The organism is Noviherbaspirillum galbum (genome assembly GCF_010974945.1).
GTDB classification, from domain to species: Bacteria; Pseudomonadota; Gammaproteobacteria; order Burkholderiales; family Burkholderiaceae_D; genus Noviherbaspirillum; species Noviherbaspirillum galbum.
Window position 1 is genome coordinate 95,614 of record NZ_JAAIVB010000078.1, and the last position, 17,323, is coordinate 112,936.

At 63.7% G+C, this 17,323-nt stretch carries 12 protein-coding genes; 3 read left to right on the forward strand and 9 right to left on the reverse strand.

What is annotated here, in order from left to right; translation table 11 throughout:
* Position 1: 1 nt before the first annotated feature.
* From G3574_RS23130 to G3574_RS23150, 5 genes are all read right to left on the reverse strand, one after another.
* On the reverse strand, positions 2-1,738 hold the full coding sequence (locus G3574_RS23130) for an ABC transporter ATP-binding protein (RefSeq protein ID WP_163968150.1): 1,737 nt from the start codon (positions 1,736-1,738) through the stop codon (positions 2-4).
* Positions 1,728-3,470, reverse strand: a complete 1,743-nt coding sequence (locus G3574_RS23135; protein WP_163967912.1) for an ATP-binding cassette domain-containing protein — start codon at positions 3,468-3,470, stop codon at positions 1,728-1,730. Before G3574_RS23135 ends, G3574_RS23130 begins: the two co-directional genes overlap by 11 nt.
* A gap of 145 nt (positions 3,471-3,615) precedes the next feature.
* Positions 3,616-5,838, reverse strand: coding sequence for a molybdopterin-dependent oxidoreductase (locus G3574_RS23140; protein WP_163967913.1), 2,223 nt, complete (start codon positions 5,836-5,838; stop codon positions 3,616-3,618).
* A gap of 151 nt (positions 5,839-5,989) precedes the next feature.
* The gene (locus G3574_RS23145) at positions 5,990-7,600 is read right to left on the reverse strand and encodes a DUF3369 domain-containing protein (RefSeq protein ID WP_235953581.1); all 1,611 of its coding nucleotides are present in this window, start codon (positions 7,598-7,600) and stop codon (positions 5,990-5,992) included.
* Complete coding sequence (locus G3574_RS23150; protein WP_163967914.1) at positions 7,597-9,150, reverse strand: sensor histidine kinase; 1,554 nt, start codon at positions 9,148-9,150, stop codon at positions 7,597-7,599. Before G3574_RS23150 ends, G3574_RS23145 begins: the two co-directional genes overlap by 4 nt.
* A 227-nt stretch (positions 9,151-9,377) precedes the next feature.
* Here G3574_RS23150 and G3574_RS23155 point away from each other — a divergent pair, with 227 nt between their 5' ends.
* Complete coding sequence (locus G3574_RS23155; RefSeq protein ID WP_163967915.1) at positions 9,378-10,460, forward strand: DUF2817 domain-containing protein; 1,083 nt, start codon at positions 9,378-9,380, stop codon at positions 10,458-10,460.
* A 76-nt stretch (positions 10,461-10,536) separates the two neighbouring features.
* Here the strand turns inward: G3574_RS23155 and G3574_RS23160 are convergent, their stop codons facing one another.
* Positions 10,537-12,387: an AAA family ATPase gene (locus G3574_RS23160; RefSeq protein WP_163968152.1), complete on the reverse strand. Its 1,851-nt coding sequence runs from the start codon at positions 12,385-12,387 to the stop codon at positions 10,537-10,539.
* A gap of 91 nt (positions 12,388-12,478) precedes the next feature.
* Positions 12,479-12,694: a hypothetical protein gene (locus tag G3574_RS23165; protein WP_163967916.1), complete on the reverse strand. Its 216-nt coding sequence runs from the start codon at positions 12,692-12,694 to the stop codon at positions 12,479-12,481.
* A 73-nt stretch (positions 12,695-12,767) separates the two neighbouring features.
* On the opposite strand from G3574_RS23165, the gene G3574_RS23170 reads away from it, so the two are divergent.
* Both G3574_RS23170 and G3574_RS23175 read left to right on the forward strand, forming a co-directional pair.
* The gene (locus G3574_RS23170; RefSeq protein WP_163967917.1) at positions 12,768-13,967 is read left to right on the forward strand and encodes a YihY/virulence factor BrkB family protein; all 1,200 of its coding nucleotides are present in this window, start codon (positions 12,768-12,770) and stop codon (positions 13,965-13,967) included.
* 163 nt (positions 13,968-14,130) lie between these two features.
* Complete coding sequence (locus G3574_RS23175; RefSeq protein WP_163967918.1) at positions 14,131-14,373, forward strand: hypothetical protein; 243 nt, start codon at positions 14,131-14,133, stop codon at positions 14,371-14,373.
* A gap of 67 nt (positions 14,374-14,440) precedes the next feature.
* Here G3574_RS23175 and G3574_RS23180 read toward each other — a convergent pair whose 3' ends face one another.
* Together G3574_RS23180 and G3574_RS23185 are read right to left on the reverse strand one after the other, a co-directional pair.
* Positions 14,441-15,451 carry a sulfate ABC transporter substrate-binding protein gene (locus G3574_RS23180; RefSeq protein WP_163967919.1) on the reverse strand — a complete coding sequence of 337 codons (1,011 nt, stop codon included), beginning with the start codon at positions 15,449-15,451 and terminating at the stop codon, positions 14,441-14,443.
* Between the two features lie 186 nt (positions 15,452-15,637).
* A complete protein-coding gene (locus G3574_RS23185; RefSeq protein WP_163967920.1) occupies positions 15,638-16,993 on the reverse strand; it encodes a replication initiation protein in 1,356 nt (451 codons plus the stop codon).
* Positions 16,994-17,323 lie beyond the last annotated feature (330 nt).

Here is a 17,323-nt window from a genome sequence, read left to right on the forward strand (position 1 = left end):
CTCATTCTTCCAGCTGCTGCATCTGGTAAAGCCGCTGGTAGATGCCGCCATCGATGTTCATCAACTGGTCATGGGCGCCCGCCTCCGCGATGCGTCCATGATTGAGCACGATGATCCGGTGGGCATGGCGGATCGTCGACAGGCGGTGCGCAATGGCTACGATCGTTACCTGTCCGCGCAGGTCATTGAGGGCGCGCTGCACCACCTGCTCGGTCTCGCTATCGATGTGCGACGTGGCCTCGTCCAGGAAAAGGATGCGCGGCTTGCCGGCGAGCGCGCGGGCGATGGCGACGAGCTGCTTCTGTCCGGTCGACAGGCGCGCGCCGCCCTCGCCCAGCGGCGTGTCGTAGCCGCGTTCGAGCGCTTCGATGAATTCATGCGCCCTCGCCTTCCGGGCGGCCTCGCGAATGTCGTCGTCGTGCAGGCCGCGTCCCATGTCGATGTTCTCGCGGGCGCTCGCCGCCAGCAGGAAGGGTTCCTGGGGCACGAGGCCGACGTCGGCACGGAAAGCGTCGTCGCCGATCTGCTCGATGGCGATGTCATCGATCGTGATGCTGCCCTGTTGGGGGCGATAGAAGCGTAGCATCAGGCTGAGCAAGGTCGACTTGCCGCTGCCGGTATGGCCGACGATGCCCACGAAATCGCCGGCCGGGATGTCGAGATCGAGATGATGGAGGACCGGCTGGGCCGGGTCATAGCCGAATTCGATGCCACGCAGGCGAAGGCGGCCTTCGGCCACGCGCGCATCGCCCGACTTGCGCATGGCCGGCGTTTCCCGCAGCAGCGCATTGACGCGTGACGCGGCGACCATGGATTGTTGAAGCTGGCTGAACTGCAGGGTGATCTGGATCAGCGGCTCGACCACGCGCGCGATGTAGCCGACGAAGGCATAGAGGATGCCGATCTCGATGCCGCCAAGCTCGCGCCGGCTGAAGCTGAAGATGACGGCCACAAGCAGCAGGATGTTCAGGAAGTCGAGCGCCGGCCGCAGCAGCCAGGCATTGGCCCGCACCTCCGCCAGGCGCGCGGTGTAATAGGAGCGGTTGGTGCCGACGAAGCGCGCGCCGAAGCGGCCCGCCGCATTCGTCGCCTGCAGCACCGCCATGCCATTGATGGATTCGGCCATCTGCGCATTGATGTCGCTGCGCAGCGCCCGCGCATGCGTCACCGCCGGCGCGCTCCAGCGCTGGTAGAGCCAGACGATGACGGCGACCGCGGGCACCAGCGCGGCCACGATCAGCATCAGGCGCCAGTCCAGCCATGCCATGGCGATCATCGTTCCCAGCAGCAGGATGCCGTTGTTGAGGATGACGAACAGCACCTGGATGTAGAGCATCTTGACCGCTTCGGTGTCATTCGTGACGCGGCTGACCAGCTGCCCGGTGATGGCCTTGTCGAAGAAGGACATCGGCAGCCGCAGCACGTGTTCGTACACCGCTTCGCGCAGCCGGCGCACCGAGCGCATCGCGAGTTCCGACAGCCGCACGAGCTGGAAATACCGCAGGGCGCTGGCCAGCACGCCGGTCAGCAGGCTGCCTGCCAGCAAGGCGGTCATCCACTGAGGGTCGAACCGGCGCGGCAGCAGGTAGTCGTCGATCAGCAGCTTGCCGAGGATGGGGCCGAGCACTTCCAGGCCGGCGGCCGCCAGCAGCCACGCCACGCCCCGCAAAAGCTGTCCGCGTTCGGGCCGCAAGGCATCGCGCAGCAGCGACAAGGCTTCGCGGTGTTCAGAGCGCATCAAGGCTGGCCTCCAGTTGCTGGTAACGCCATTGGTGGGCATACCATCCATCCCGCGCGAGCAGGCCGGCATGCGTGCCCTGCTCGGCGATGCGGCCATGGCGCAGCACGATGATGTGGTCGGCATCGGCCACCGCGCTCAGCCGATGGCCGGCGATGACGACGGTACGCCCGGCGCGCGCCTCGCGCAGGTGCGCCAGGATCTGCGCCTCGGTGCCCGTGTCCACGGCGGACAAGGCGTCGTCGAGCAACAGCAGCGCGCTGTCCGAAAGCAAGGCCCGCGCAATCGCGATGCGCTGCCGCTGCCCGCCGGACAAGGTGATGCCGCGTTCGCCGACCGGCGTGGCATAGCCCGACGGAAAGCGCATGATGTCGTCGTGCACGGCGGCGAGCCGCGCGGCGCGCTCGATGTTTTCCGGACTTGCCCCGGGCCGGCCCAGGGAGATGTTGTCGGCAATCGATGCGGAAAACAGGAAGGGTTCCTGGGGAACCCAGCTGATGGCGGAACGCAATGCCTCGAGGGTATAGCTTTCCAGCGCATGGCCGGACCAGCGCAAGCTGCCTTCCGCGGGCAGGTATTGCCGCAGCAGCAGGCGCAGCAAGCTCGACTTGCCGGCCCCGGTCGGCCCGACCAGCCCCAGGGTCTGCCCTGGCGCGAGGCTGAACGAAACCTGGTCGAGCGCCCGCTGGGCCTGTCCGGGATAGGCGAGCGACAATGCCTCGGCTTCGATCGTTCCCGGCCGCAGCGTACCGATCGTGCCATGGTCGTCGACGCTGAGCGGTTCCTCGAGTACCGGCGCCAGCCTGCCCCATGCGGCGCGCGCGCGCTCGATGAGCGCTAGCACCCAGCCGGAAGCGAACATCGGCCAGATCAGTTGTCCCAGGTACATGCTGAAGGTCGTCAGTGCGCCTATCGTGAGGCTGTCTTGCCATACCAGGTAGCCACCCGCCGCCAGCGCGATGGTGCCCGCCATGGTGAGCGAGATGCCTACCGCCGGCTCGTATGAGGCCTCCCAGCGCTGCGCATCGGCGTTTGCCGCCGCGGCCTGCTCGGCAAGCGCGGCGAACTGGCGGGCGCTGCGTTGCTCCAGGCCTAGCGCACGCAAAGTGCGCACGCCGGCCAGGGTTTCCTGCACGTGGTCGTTGAGGTTGCCGAATCGGTTAAGCGCCTGGCCCGAGGCATGATGCAGGCGGCCGGAAATGCGCCAGAAGGCGAAGGCCATGAAGGGAAAGGGGAGCAACGCAGCGAGTGTCAGCCGCCAGTCGACGGCAAGGAACATCATCGCCAGGACCATTGCCAGCGTCAGCGTGCCATCGAAACCGGCCAGCATGGCCTCGCCCGCTGCCATCTCGACGGCGTCGGCGTCATTGGTCGCCAGCGCCATCAGGTCGCCGGTGCGCTGGCGCTGATAGAAACTCGGCCCTTGCAGGGAAAGACGGGCGTAAAGGCGGGTCCGGATTTCCACGCCGAATTCATAGGCCGCCGAGAACAGCTGCAGCCGCCAGCCCACGCGCAGGAAGTAGATCGCGATCCCGGCCGCGAGCAGTTCGCCGAGGTCGAGCAGCAAGGCGCGGCCGGCGAGGCGCTGCGCCACCAGTCCATCCACCACGGCCCCAACCTTGCGCGGAACCCACACGGACAACATGGCGATGGTTGCCAGCATGGCGGCGGCGGACGCATAGTGCATCCAGTGCCGCCGGACGAAATCGGCAATCAGTCGGGAAAAACGCATGGACATTCACTCCGCGCCGGTCGGCGCATGCGGCGCGGCAGGCCCGGATAGGGCCGGCCCCGGATGCCGGTTCCAAAAACCGGAAATTTTACCGGAATGGAGTGACTCGGGCGCGGCGCGCCATTTCCCGATGACGCCGCCGCTCCTATAAGGCGTGCATGGCGATCGCGCCGCCGCTGAGAACCGAATTGCCCGACAGCGGATCCCTGCCGCCATCATCGAGCACCGCGTTGATGTTGGCGCCGGGCCGCTCGGCCGCGAGCGACAGGCGCGCGCCTGGCAGGTCATGCCCCCATCCATGCGGAAGGCTGACGACGCCTGGCATCATTTCTTCGCTGACCTGCACCACCACGTCGATGCGCGCGCCCGCGCCATCGACGCGTGCCATGCCGCCATCGGTCAGTCCGAGCCGCGCGGCATCGGACGGATGAACCAGCGCGGTGCAGCGGAAAGCGCCTTTCGCCAGCGTCGGCAGGTTATGCATCCAGCTGTTGCAGGACCTCACCTGTCGCCGGCCGATGATCACCAGCTCCGGCGCGGGCGCCTCGAGCGCGGCGTCGACGCGCGCCAGGTCGGCCAGCAGCATCTCGGGCGCGAGCTCGATCTTGCCGCTCGGGGTGCGCAGCAGTTCCGGAATCCGGGGCTGCAAAGGCCCCAGGTCGATGCCGCCCGGAGCATCCATCACCTTGGCGAGGCTGATTCCATCCGGGCGCCTGCCATACTGGTCGCCGTAGGGACCCATGCGCAAGGCGAAATCGATTTGCCGTTTCGGGCCGTCCAGCCCGGCCGAAGCGGCGAGCACCGCGTCGGCATGCTCGCCGACGGCACGGCGCACTTCGCCGGCAAAATTTTCGTCTTCCATGCGCAACACGTCGGCGTCCGCGCCCTTCCCTTCGGCGATCGCCGCCAGCCGCAGCAGGATCTGCCATTCAGGCGGATGCGACGGGTCGCGCGGCAGCACCGCTTCGCTCATGCGCGCCGCATTGCGCCACGCGAACTGCGGAAACGCCACGTCGTAATGCAGGTCTTCGAGCGGCGACGAGCCAGGCAGGATGACGTCCGCATGGCGGGTGGTTTCGTTGAGATAGATATCCACGCTCACCATGAAATCGAGCCGGTCCAGTGCGGCGGCGATGCGCGCGCCGTTCGGCGCGGAAAGGACGGGATTGCTGGCAAGCGTGAGCAGCGCGCGCACCTGCCCCTCCCCCGGCGTCTCGATTTCCTCCGCCAGGCAAGCCATCGGGAATTCCCCCATGACTTCCGGCGCTCCGGCGACACGGCTCTTTCTGCGGCCGACCGACACGCCCTTGCCGCTCCCTGGCTTGCCCAGGGTATTGGCGGCGAAGGCCGGCGCCCTGGAAAACATGGCGCCGCCCTCGCGGTCGAGGTTGCCGGTCAACACGTTGATGACATCGATCAGCCAGCTGCAGAGCGTGCCGAATTCCTGGGTGCAGGTGCCGATGCGGCCGTACACCGCGGCGCGCTCCGCGCCCGCGATTTCGCGGGCAATGCCGCGGATGTCGCTCGCGGACATCGCGCAGCGCGCGGCGATGCGTTCCGGTGCGTAAGGCAGCACCGCCTCCCTGACCGCTTCCATGCCGTTCAGGTGTTCGGCCAGCCGGCCGGGACGAACCAGCCCTTCGTCGAACAGGGCATGCACCAATCCGAGCAGGAAGAACACGTCGCCGCCGGGCCGGATGAAATGATGTTTGTCGGCGGCTTCCGCGGTCTCGGTGCGGCGCGGATCGATCACGACGATGCGTCCGCCCCTGGCGCGCATCGCCTTGGCCTTGCCCCGGTAGTCGGGGACCGTCCATAGGCTGCCGTTGGAGACCATCGGATTGCCGCCGATGATCAGCAGGTAGTCGCTGCGGACGATGTCCGGCACCGGGAAGGAGAGCCAGTGCCCGAACATCAGGCCGACCGAGAGCTGCTTGGGCATCTGGTCCAGGGTCGACGCCGAAAACACGTTGCGCGATCCGAGCGCCTTCGCCAGGCGCGAGAAGTACAGCAGCAGGCCGATCTTGTGCGCCGAGGGGTTGCCGATGGTCAGCGCCACCGCGTCTTTGCCATGCTCGGCCATGAGCGGCGGAAGCCGCCGTTCGATTTCAGCGAAAGCCTCCTCCCAGCTCGCCTCTTCGAAGCGGCCATTGCGCTTCACCAGAGGCACGCGCAGGCGGTCGGGGTCTTCATGCAAATCCTTCAGGGAGGCGCCCTTCGGACAGATGTAACCTCGGCTGAAGACGTCTTCCTCGTGGCCGCGGATCGAAATGACGCGGTTATCGCGGATTTTCAATTCCAGTCCGCAGCAGGCTTCGCAGAGCGGGCAGATGCGGTGGGCGGTGCGTACATCGTCTTGCGGGATCATGCGCGGTCCTCCAGGGAATGAGGGGCTGGTTGGCGCCGGAAAAGGCGGTGGCGCTCATATTCTGCATGATGTCAGCCGGAAGCGCAGACGCGCCATTACCCGGGAGGTAATGAAAGGTTGGCGGGCAACCCTGAACCGCATGAAGCGTCGTTTAGTCGGAAGCCGTGAGCCACTCCGGGATGGACTCGTCCATCAGGGAAATGAGGGCGTCGATGACCTCGGGATCGAACTGCGTGCCGCGCCGCTCGCGCAGGAAGGCGAGCGTGGCTTCCATGGTCCAAGGTTCCTTGTAGGGCCGGCGGTGCAGCAGGGCATCGAACACATCCACCACGGCGACGATGCGGGCCGAGAGCGGGATGTCCTTTCCCTTCAAGCCGCGCGGATAACCGCGGCCATCGAAGTGCTCATGGTGCCCGCCCGCAATCTGCGCGCCGAAGGTCAGGTAGGTTTCGCCGTCGACCATCTCGGCGGCCCGCCTCAGGATCTGCTCGCCGACGCTGGCATGCCTTTGCATGATGGTGCGCTCCTCCGGCGTATGGATGCCGGGCTTGAGCAGGATGTTGTCCGGCGTGGATACCTTGCCGACGTCGTGCAGGATGCTTGCCATGCCGATCAGGTCCATCAGGTGCGGGGTCAGCTCGTCGGCACAGGCCTGCCGATCATGCAGGCGGCGGGTGATCATGTCGGTGAGCAGCTGCACGCGGCGCACGTGTCCGCCGGTGTCCTCGTCGCGGAATTCCGCAAGATCGGCGAGAGCGGCGACGGTGGCCTCCTGCGCCTTGCGCAGCTGGCCGAACAGATAGAGGTTGTCGAAGGCGGCGCCGATGCGCTGGCAGAACACCTCCAGCAGGTTGCGCTGCATGTCCGCCAGCGGCCAGGCCGGGGTGATGGCGATCGCGAATTCATGCCCCTGCTCAGTGTGCACGAACAACACGTCGACCGGATGGCCGTGCCGGCTCTGCTTCTCGCGGAAGGCGGACAGGATGCCGTTCGTCAGGCAGTGATTGTCCGGCAAGGATTCCACCTCGACCAGGCTGGCATAGTTGCCGGTGCCCGCGATCACCGTGGGGCCATTCATTCCCGGAACCGTTCCCTTGCCCAGCACGCAGAGCACGCCTTCCGCGCCGACGTCCAGGATGGCGCTGATCTGCTTCAGGACGCCGGAAGCAAATTCCCGCAGCGACTGTACCTGGTAAAGGTTGCTTGCCCCTTCCAGGATCTTCGCGAGGCCGATGCGGCTGCTCTCGATGGTAACGAGGCTCTCGTAGGCACGCAGCGACGCGATTACCATGGTGAACAGCTTCTGCGTCGTCAGTTCGGTCTTGGCCTTGTAGTCGTTGATGTCGTAATCGACGATGACGCGCTGCTCCGGCGCCTGTCCGGGCTGGCCGGTGCGCAGCACGATGCGCAGGAGCTGATTGTCGAGTTCGCTGCGGATGCGTTCCACCAGGCGCAGCCCGGCGTCATCGGTTTCCATGACAACGTCCAGCAGGCACAGCGCGATATCGCGTTCCCGCTGCAGCAAGGCGAAGGCTTCCGCGCCCGAGTAGGCGCTCAGCAGTTCCAGCGGCTTGCCCTTGAAGGTGACGCCGCGCAGCGCCAGCCGCGTCACGGAATGGACGTCGGCCTCGTCATCGACGATCAGGATGCGGAAGGGACGCACCTGGATGCCCGGATCGTCGCCGGCGTGCGCGGGTTGGTCCTCCAGCAGCCAGTCGTCGTCGCTTTCTCTCTCGGCAGCCATGATGTCTCTGGTGTTCATGCAAACTCCTCCTGCGGTGCGGTTGCCGGAAAGCTGATCGTGAAGCGCGTGCCGTGGCCCAGCCGGCTGTCGACCTTCACGGTGCCGCCAAACTGCTTGGCGACCAGGTTATAGACGATGTTCAATCCGAGGCCGGTGCCGCCATGGCCGCGCTGGGTGGTGAAGAAGGGCTCGAAGATCTTGCTGATATTTTCCGGCGCGATGCCCTTGCCATCGTCGGCGAACAGCAATTCCACCTGGCCGGCGCTCTGGCGCGCCCTGATGGTGATCGTTCCCGGCTGCTCCGGGCCGAAGGCGTGCACCAGGGCGTTCATGATGAGGTTGGTAACGATCTGCGCCAGGGCGCCGGGATAGCTGTCGATCGCGATGTCCTCCGGGCAGTCGACGAGCACCCGCACCCGGGATTTCTTGATGCGGGGATTGAGGCTGGTCGTGACTTCGTTGAGATAGGCGTGCAGGGTGAAGGAACGTCTCGCCTCGTTGGTCTGGTCTACCGCGATCTGCTTGAAGCTCTGGATGAGCTGCGCGGCGCGCTCCGCATTGGCCAGGATGAGGCGCGTACTCTCATCCGCGGTCTCGACATATCCCGCGAGGTCGGATTTCTTCATGCCGCCTTCGCGCATGCGCTCCTGGATCGCGCCGGTGGCTTCACGCAACACCGAGGCGCTTGTGAGGGTGATGCCGACCGGCGTGTTGATTTCGTGCGCGACGCCGGCGACCAGGCCGCCGAGCGAAGCAAGCCGTTCGGCTTCGAGCAGCGAGGCCTGCGCCATCCTGAGGTCATCGTAGGCCTTGGCGGTTTCCGCGGAAGCCAGGCGGGCGGACTCCTCCGCCTTGCGGGTCTGGTTGATGATTTCCTTGAGCCGGCGAAGTATGCGGTTGAATGCCCTCACCAGGTCGCCGATTTCGTCCTGGCGATCCTCGGGAAGTTCGTCGACGTCATGGCTGCTGTCGCTCGCCAGCGTGAACAATCCGCTTTTCAACTGGCGCAAGGGCGCGAAGACCATGCGCAGGCCCAGCGACAGGGCCACCACGAGCAGCACGTCGAGCACCAGGATTTCTAGGGCCTTGCGCGCCACCGCTTCTTGCAGGGTGCGGGCGATGGCGGCCCGGCTGAACACGATGCTGACCCGCCCGACCTTGATCTGGTTCGAGCTTGCGCCATTCGTGTCGCGCCGCTGGAAGAGCAGCGGCGCGTCCACCGTTTCGCCAGCGGGAAGCTTGGTGAGTGCCGCGGTGGTGACGCCGCCGTCGTCTGCCCGCATCTTGCCTGCGAACAGGTTGCCGGACGTATCGAAGACGCATATCGCGAGCACCTCCGAGGGAAGCATCTCGCCATCCAGCAAGCCATTGATCTTGTCGGTATCGAAGTCCCACAGCGCCAGGGGCGCGCTGGACTGGAGCCGCGTGAGCAGGCCGCTGCGCAATTCGTCATGCCGGCGCTCGAGGTCGTAGCGCAAGCCATAATAGGAGGACGCGCCCGAAATCGCGAGCACGGTCGTCACGATGATGACATACAGCAGGTTGAGCCGAAGGTAGATGCTTCGCATCTTTTGCCGTCCACAAGGTTACGGATGATGCCAGTGTGCCCAACGGCGACTTATTTGTTTCCTATCATTAAGCGTCCCGGCAAAAAACTAATTATTGTTGCGGTATTGGGAGCTGATTCCGGCGCTTGGCAGGATGGCAACAGCGTGGCCTCGGTCAGCCGTGGAACGTTGGCGGCGCGGCGGTCTCAGACAAAAAGCCGCAATCTCCTGCCCACCTCGTGATCGACATGTTGCCCGAGAATTTCCGCGCATCGCGCGAACGCTTCCTCGAACTGGCCCGGCGGGCCGGCTTCCATACGGCGAGCTTTCCCCATGCGGAGGCGGGCGGAAGCCATCTTTCGACCGACGTCGCCTGCCATGCGCCGCAACCTGGGAAGCCCGTGATCTACCTTTCGAGCGGCACCCATGGCATCGAGGCCTATGCCGGGGCTGCCTGCCAGTTCCGCTTCATGGAACGCCACGCCGAGCGCTTCGCCGGGGCCGGCCTCGGCTTCGTGCTCATCCACGCTGTCAATCCGTGGGGTTTCGACCAGGACCGGCGCGTCACCGTGGAAGGCGTCGATCTCAACCGCAACTTCATCGACTTCGAGGCCGGCTTGCCCGCATCGGACTACGCCGCTTTCCACGCGATGCTGGTGGAACGGTTTCGTCCCTTGCCGGCAGGATGGCGGAACGAGTTGCGCCTGATGTCGGGGGCGCTGACGCGAGCGAAACGGCTGCGGATGCAGGCGGCCATCACCCGCGGCCAGCATACCCATCCCGACGGCCTGTTCTATGGCGGCAAGGCAGCGACGGAGAGCCGGCGGATCTGGGAAACCATCATCCGCACCTACCGCTATGGCGACGCCCCGGTGGTGCTGCTTGACATCCATACCGGCCTCGGCAAGCCGGGACACGGCGAATTGCTGAGTTATCTCCCGGCGGACGATCCGCGATTCATCGAGATGAACCGCTGGCTCCACGGCGAATTGCGTTCGATCGCGGAGGACAAGGCGGTGAGCGCGGCGGTGGCCGGCACCCTGACCGAAGGCTTCGACCGCCTCGCGGTAGGGGAAAGCCATGCGATCGGACTGGAGTTCGGCACGCGTCCGGCGCTGCCGGTATTGAATGCGCTTCGGCTCGACCACTGGGTGGCGGCTTACGCGGGCGAGGCTGCAGGCGCGTGGCGTACGCCGGCCCGCCGGGCGATGCGGCGCGCCTTCAGGCCGGATGATGCGCGCTGGCTGGAGGTGGTCCTGCGCCGCTTCGACGAAGTGGCCGGATGCCTGCACCAGGGCATGCTCGGCAAGCGCCGGCCCGGGGACGCATAAAAAAACAGGCCGGTATTACCGGCCTGTTTTCATTTTCGATGCCCCGCGGTTCGACTTGCGAGGCGTGGCGCGAAGGTCACGCCGCCTGCAGCAGGGCGTCCGTGCCGCCCATGTCCTTGAGCAGATCGAACACCTCGTCCTTCGACAGGACATAACGTTCCAGCAAGGTTTCCTTCAGCGCTTCGATCGGGTAGCGGTAGCCGCGGATGGCATCGAGCGTGCTGGTGTACAGCTCGTCTGCCTTGGCTTCCACCTGGCGGACCGCTTCGTCATTGGAGGCATCGCCCTTCAGCTGCTTGTAGTCGATCTTCGAACGCGAATACATCGAAAGGCGGTTCACCATGAGATCGAGCTTGGCGGTGACCTTCTGGATGTCGTTCTGGCTGCCCACGGAAATGCCGCGCGCGCCATAGAACAGTTCTTCCGCGGCCACGCCGCCGTAAAGCTGCTTGATGTCTTGCTCCATCTCCTCGAGGGTCTGGAGGTTGACATCTTCGCCAGACGACAGGACGTAGCCGAGCGCGCCGATCTTGGAGACCGACTCGGTGCTGATCTTCAGCAGGTGCGACTTCTCCTTCACCGCTTCGATAGCGAGGCCCTGGCGCAGGTAAGGATCGATCTGCATGAAGAAGTGGCCGAGCTCGTGGAGCGCCACGCGTTCGCGCTGCTTGTGCAGTTCGGCGGTGGTGGCACGGTCGGTCAGGCCGATGGTGGAACGCTCGAACGCGCGGAAGAGCACGTCAGTATCGATCAAGCAGTTTTCATCGATGGCAATCATGCTGGCGCGATCGACGACCGTTTCCAGCAGCGCGGGGCTGAGGTTGGCGGTGATGTCGGCGACGTAGTTCAGGTTGAGATTGGTCCAGTCGACGCAGCGCTCGTCCTTGCGGGAGAGGAACACATGCAGCAGTTCGCGGCGTTCGGACTTGTTCGGCAGGCGGAAGTTGATCTTCACCGCGAAGCGCCGCAGCATGGCTTCGTCCATTTCCATGCGCGCATCGTCGAAGTTCGAAGCGACCACCCAGATCACGCCGGCGCCCTCTTCGCTCTTCACGCCGTCGAGCAGGCTGAGCAACGTGTTGGCGGTGTCGTCGTCCCATTTCTTGTCGCCGCGGCCGCGGGGCATGAACAGGCTCTGCGCCTCGTCGAGGAAGATGATGCAGCGGCCTTGGGCGCAGGCTTTCTTGTACATCGCGTTCAGGGCCTTGGAACCGCCGCCGACGAAGCCCGACTCCAAGCCGGATCCCGACGCCTGGATCAGGGGAATGTTCAGCTTCTTGGCAAGGTAGCCGGCGAGCTTGGTCTTGCCCGTGCCGGCCGGGCCGGTCAGCATGACATTGAAGGGCTTGTCGATGTTGTGCGACTTGTACAGGTCGCGGTTGCGGATCATCTCTTCGAGGTGAGCCACTTCCTTCTTGATGTCTTCCATGCCAATCAGGTCGTCCATGCTGCCCTTCAAGCTGTCAGGCTTGATGACCGAGGCGCTGTGAGTCATGCCGGGAATGCCCTTGCGCATGCCGACCAGCACGAAGCCGATCAGGATGAGGCCGATGGCATTGCGGGCGAGAAATGCGCCGGCCTCGGCCAGCATGCCGCTCTGCGCCTGCTCGTCCTGCAGCACCTGCTTGTTCTTCGACAGGTAGTCGTCGCCGGCGATGGCGTAGGGAATGGCGTTCTTCAGCAGAACTTCCCTTTCGATGTTGGCATGGGATGTGCTGGGGACCTTCACCACGTGGATGGTGGCGGCATCCTTGTACTTGAAGACGTAGCGGGGAAACTCGGAAAGCGGCTTGGCCAGGAGCAAGTATTCGAGCCTGTCCTTGTTCGGAACGATCTTGGTGATTTCCGCGATGTCCTGCGATTGCACCACGGGTGGCGAGACATGAAGCGATATGGGCCGGTACACCAGGGCGGCAACGATGGCCATGGTGGCAATGAAGATCAGCAGAACGCTGGCATAGACATTTTTTGCTGGCGGGGAGACGTTGGAATTACCTGACACTGTATGGATCCTGTTCTCAGTTTGATGTCAACGCAGCAAAATGCCTCCCGCACGCCTGCGGGATCATTGCTGCCGAGAAGTGATAGGACAGGGCAGCCTCGCTTTGGTTGCGGCGAGTGTGCATATTTTTCGCATAGATGCGCAAATTTTCAATTTCGTCATCGCCGGTGCGAGGCTTGATGCCTGTTCCCGTCTGGCGGTGCAAAGCGAATGGAACAAAATTTCTCTTCATCAGGCCTTGATTACAGCGAGGAAAGCCGACTCGCGGACGAGCCGGACACAAGAAAAGCGAAGGAGGAAAACCCATGGCGATAACGCATCCCTCTTCTCATCAGCCGCGCATCGCGCGGCAAGGTGACAAGAAAAGATTGTTCGTGGCGGTCGCGCGCCTCGTTGCGGTCAGCCTGACCGCATGGCAGCGGCATAATCGGCCGGCGGGACCGGCCGCGCGCGCAATCGCCCTGCCCTCGCTGCATGCAAGGCAGACCGCGGCGGAAAAGCAGCCGGAGCAGGCCCGGGAGACGCGTGCCGCGCCAGGCAATGAGGAGAAGGCGGCGGACCAGAAGAAACAGGACCTGAGGAAACTGCCTTATCCCAAGGCCCTGCTGCGCATCCTGATCGACGCGGCGAAGGAATGGTCCGACCATCGCGCGGCCAGCAAGGGAGCGGCGCTCGCGCTTTATACCTTGTTTTCGCTGGCGCCGATGCTGGTGCTGGTCGTCACGATCGCCGGCTTCTTCTTCGGAGAGGATACCGTCCGGCAGCAACTGCTGGTCCAGATGTCCAACCTGATGGGAACCCAGGGCGCCGATGCCATCAAGACGATCCTTGCCGGCGCAAAGCACGAGGACAGCAGCGCAATCGCCGGGCTGGTGTCCGCGGCACTGGTGCTGGTCAGCGCGACCACGGCCTTTGCGGAACTCAAGGAAAGCCTGGACGAATTATGGGAAGTCCGGAAGAAGGAAACCTCCGGCATCTGGTCGCTGCTGCGCGAGCGCTTCCTCTCCCTCGGCCTCGTCATGGTGCTGGCGCTGATGGCCTTGTCTTCGCTCGCGGTGAGCACGGCGCTTGCCGCCATGGGCAATGTATGGGGAGGCGGGGCCTTCAAGGTCGTATCGCAGATCATCTCGAACGTGGTTGCCTTCGCGATCCTCTCCGGCTTGTTCGCCGCCATTTTCAAATACCTGCCTGCGGTCAAGCTTAACTGGCGGGACGTGATCGTCGGCGCGGTCCTGACGGCCATCCTGTTTTCCGTGGGCAAGCTGGCGATTGGCTTGTATGTGTCCAAGGCAGACATCAGCTCGTCCTATGGCGCGGCGGGTTCGGTCGTCATCCTGATCACGTGGATCTATTACTCGGCGCAGATATTCTTTTACGGTTCCTTGTTCACGCATGAATACGCGACCAGGCTGGGTAGCCGCAGCGCAAGATCGGAGGGAGGGAAAGCCGCGAATGCGGCGGTGAATACGGCGTCCAAGACACCCGCGCTGGTACGCGCATACTAAGATTTACTGAAAAAGTTTCACCAATCGAGAAAAATTTCTAAGCGCCTCGGCGAGGCGAACGTTCGCGTTCGCCCGTTGTCTTCATCTTCGATGCCCCACCGGGAATAGTGTCACGCTGCAGGTGCCCGGGCGGGTGCGATGTTCGCAGTACAACGAGGCCGCCATGGAACGTTTTCAAGCAGGGCAGGTAGGCAAGACGCAACCTACCATTCATCCCCGTCGCGCCATTTCTTCGCTCGTTTCCCGCAAGCGAAAGCTCGAGGCGGCGAAACTGACGCGCCAGCAGGTATCAGACTGCATCAATATCTGGGCGCAGGTTTACCAGCTGCGCGACGCCGACGATGCGTCGCCGGGCGCACGATCCATGCAAGCTTCCCTGAACGAAAAAAGACCCCCCGGGAAATAATCACGGGGGCCGATCGTTTCCGGTCGCCAAGCACCGGAAACGTGGTTGAAGCGGCGGAAGTGACGGTCTACTTCAGGTAGATCTGGTCGAACAGCGCGCCATCGGCGAGGTGCTTCTTCTGGATCTGGTGCCAGTCGCCGAACACTTCCTTGACGGTGAAGAGGTCGAGCTTGGCGAACTGCCGGGCATGACGCGCATAGACCGTCTTGTCCGTCGGACGGTAGAAGTGCCTTGCCGCGATTTCCTGCGCTTCCGGCGTGTACAGGTATTGCAGGTAGGCTTCGGCGACCTTGCGCGTGCCCTTCTTGTCGACCACCTTGTCGACCACCGACACCGGCGGCTCCGCCTGAATGCTGAGCGGCGGAACGACGATGTCGAACTTCGACGGATCCTGCTTCACCGCAAGAAGCGCCTCGTCCTCCCAGGAAATCAGCGCATCGCCGATGCCGCGTTCGACAAAAGTGGTCGTCGACCCCCGTGCCCCGGAATCCAGCACCGGCACGTTCTTGTAGAACCGGGCAATGAAGTCCTTCGCCCTGTTTTCATCACCCTGAAACGTCTTGAAGGCATACCCGTAGGCACCGAGGTAGGCCCAGCGTCCGCCGGCCGATGTCTTGGGGTTGGACGCGATGACCGACACGCCGGGCTTGACCAGATCGCTCCAATTCTTGACCTGCTTCGGATTTCCCTTGCGCACGAGGAATACCACGGTCGAGGTGTACGGCGTGCTGTTGTTCGGCAGGCGCGCCTGCCAGTTTTGCGGCAACAGCTTCGCCTGCTCCGCGATGGCGTCGATGTCGTAGGCAAGTCCGAGCGTCACGACGTCGGCTTCGAGACCGTCGATGACGGAGCGCGCCTGCTTCCCCGAGCCGCCGTGCGATTGCTTGACGGTTACCTTGTCGCCGGTCTTGTCCTGCCAGTACTTGGCAAAGACCTTGTTATATTCCGAGTACAGTTCCCTCGTCGGATCGTAGGACACGTTGAGCAACTGGACGTCGGCGGCCCGGGTGGCGCTCGAAGCGAGCGCCGTGCCGATGGCCAGGATGGCGGCCAGGCGGGTTGGGGAAATCGGGTTCATGGCTTCTCCTGCGGTGTGGTGGAAGACGGCGCGCAGGATGTGTTTCCTGCGGATACCGTCGCGGCGAAGCCCACTTTAGGGAAGTTGCCTGGAGCCGGGAACGAATTTCTGCGCGCTTGTTTATGCGGTTTTTGCCGAAGTGTCCATTGCGGCCGTTGCGGCGCGCGCCCCGGCGGCAATCTCGCGTCAGCGCTTGCGCGCGGGACCGGCCTCTTCCTTGAGCTGGATGGCGACATCGACCAGATCGGAGTCGCTCGGTTTTTCCCACCCTTCTTCCCATACCGAATTGCCGAGGAATTTCAGGAAGGCCGGACGCACGATCGGGCTGGCGATGCCCTTCGTCCGAAATGCCTTGCGCACCACTTCGCTTGTCGGCAATCCTTCCGCTTCGAAACGGCCGATCCATTGCCGCTGGTCGGCGTCCGGCATTTCCTGGAACATGTCGTTCAGCTCGGCGCGCTTCAATGCCATGTAATGCTCGATCAGCTTGAGCCTTTCCGCCTTGGTATCGAATACCTTGCGCGGCGCGGCGGCCGGCGCCTTCTGCTCGCCGAACTGGCCGGACTGCAGCAGCGTGGCGAGATACTTGTCCGGACTGCGCACCGGCTCCATGTTGGACCGGCTGGTGCGTTCTCCCATGATGCGGAGCGCCTCATCCATGGCCTTGGCTCCGTACTTGAGGAGATGCTTCTCTGCCCGCTCCTGGGGAATGCCTGCCTTGATGGCGGCGCCTATCGTCTTGAGGTCGACCGGCTCGATCGATTTTTCGGAAGGCGCAATCATCGGTGTCTTGCGCCGCACCCGGAACTGAAGGTCCTGGATCGCGCGTCCGGTCCGGTGCTCGACGAGTTCGATTTCGAGGTCCGATACTTCGTTGACCTTCTTGATCGCCTTCTTCAGGACATCGCGGTTGAAGATCTTGTATTCCTGGTAGGCGCTGGTCGGACTGTCCGGCGCACCTGTCAGCACGGGGCGCCACCATGCCCAGGGTTGCCGGGCGGTGAGGCCGCCCGGATTGTCGGCATAACGGCAGCAGATTTCGTAAAGCACCAGCGAAGCCATGGTATTGAGCGACGCCTGCACCTGCAGCGACATCTTCGCAAAGCGTTGGGGATCGAGCAGTTCCTGCTTGATGTTGGGCGCATAGCTCCACTCCAGGATCAGCTCGCCCTCGCGCTGGATGAGGTCCGCATGGGCGATGAGCGCCGAGACGCTCCAGCGCGCGCCCTCTCCGATGGTGGGCGATTGCCACTCCACCCCGGTCGTCGCCATCTGGCGAAAATACTGCTTGATGAGTTCGGTGTTGTTCGAGTTGAAATCGATGCCGGTGGCGATGTCCGCGAGCCTGACCTGGTAGCGATCCTTTCCCACGCCCTGCCGCTGCGCGTAGTGCAGCATGACGTTGTAGATCTTCCGGGCGGTGACGGTGATCTTCTCGGACTTCGGCACGATTGCCAGCGTATTAACCGGCTTGCGAAGCGGGTAATCCTGCGGGCGGGCGGGTTGCCCGTCGGACTCGCTGGAAGCAGGTTTCTTTCTCATGTGCCGTTGAAGCAAGAAGGTGGATGACTTGCCAACAGTCTACAGTGAGGCAGTTTTTCCTGCAATCTCACCTTCGCTTTTCAAATTCCGGCAGGGTGAGAATGCATGGTCGCGCATTCGAACACTCCCAAAAGTACTCACCTTAGATCGGGGGTGCATCGATCTGAAGGCGAAGGACGAGCGTGGAAGACCCTGCCCATATCCACTCACTTCAAGCCCCAATTCCTTTCACCGAACTTCCCAAACCCTCTCACTTTTGTCCCCAAAAGCTCTCACCTGACTTCCCATTTGTTCTCACCATTACGCTCGTAAGTCTCTGAAGTTAAATAG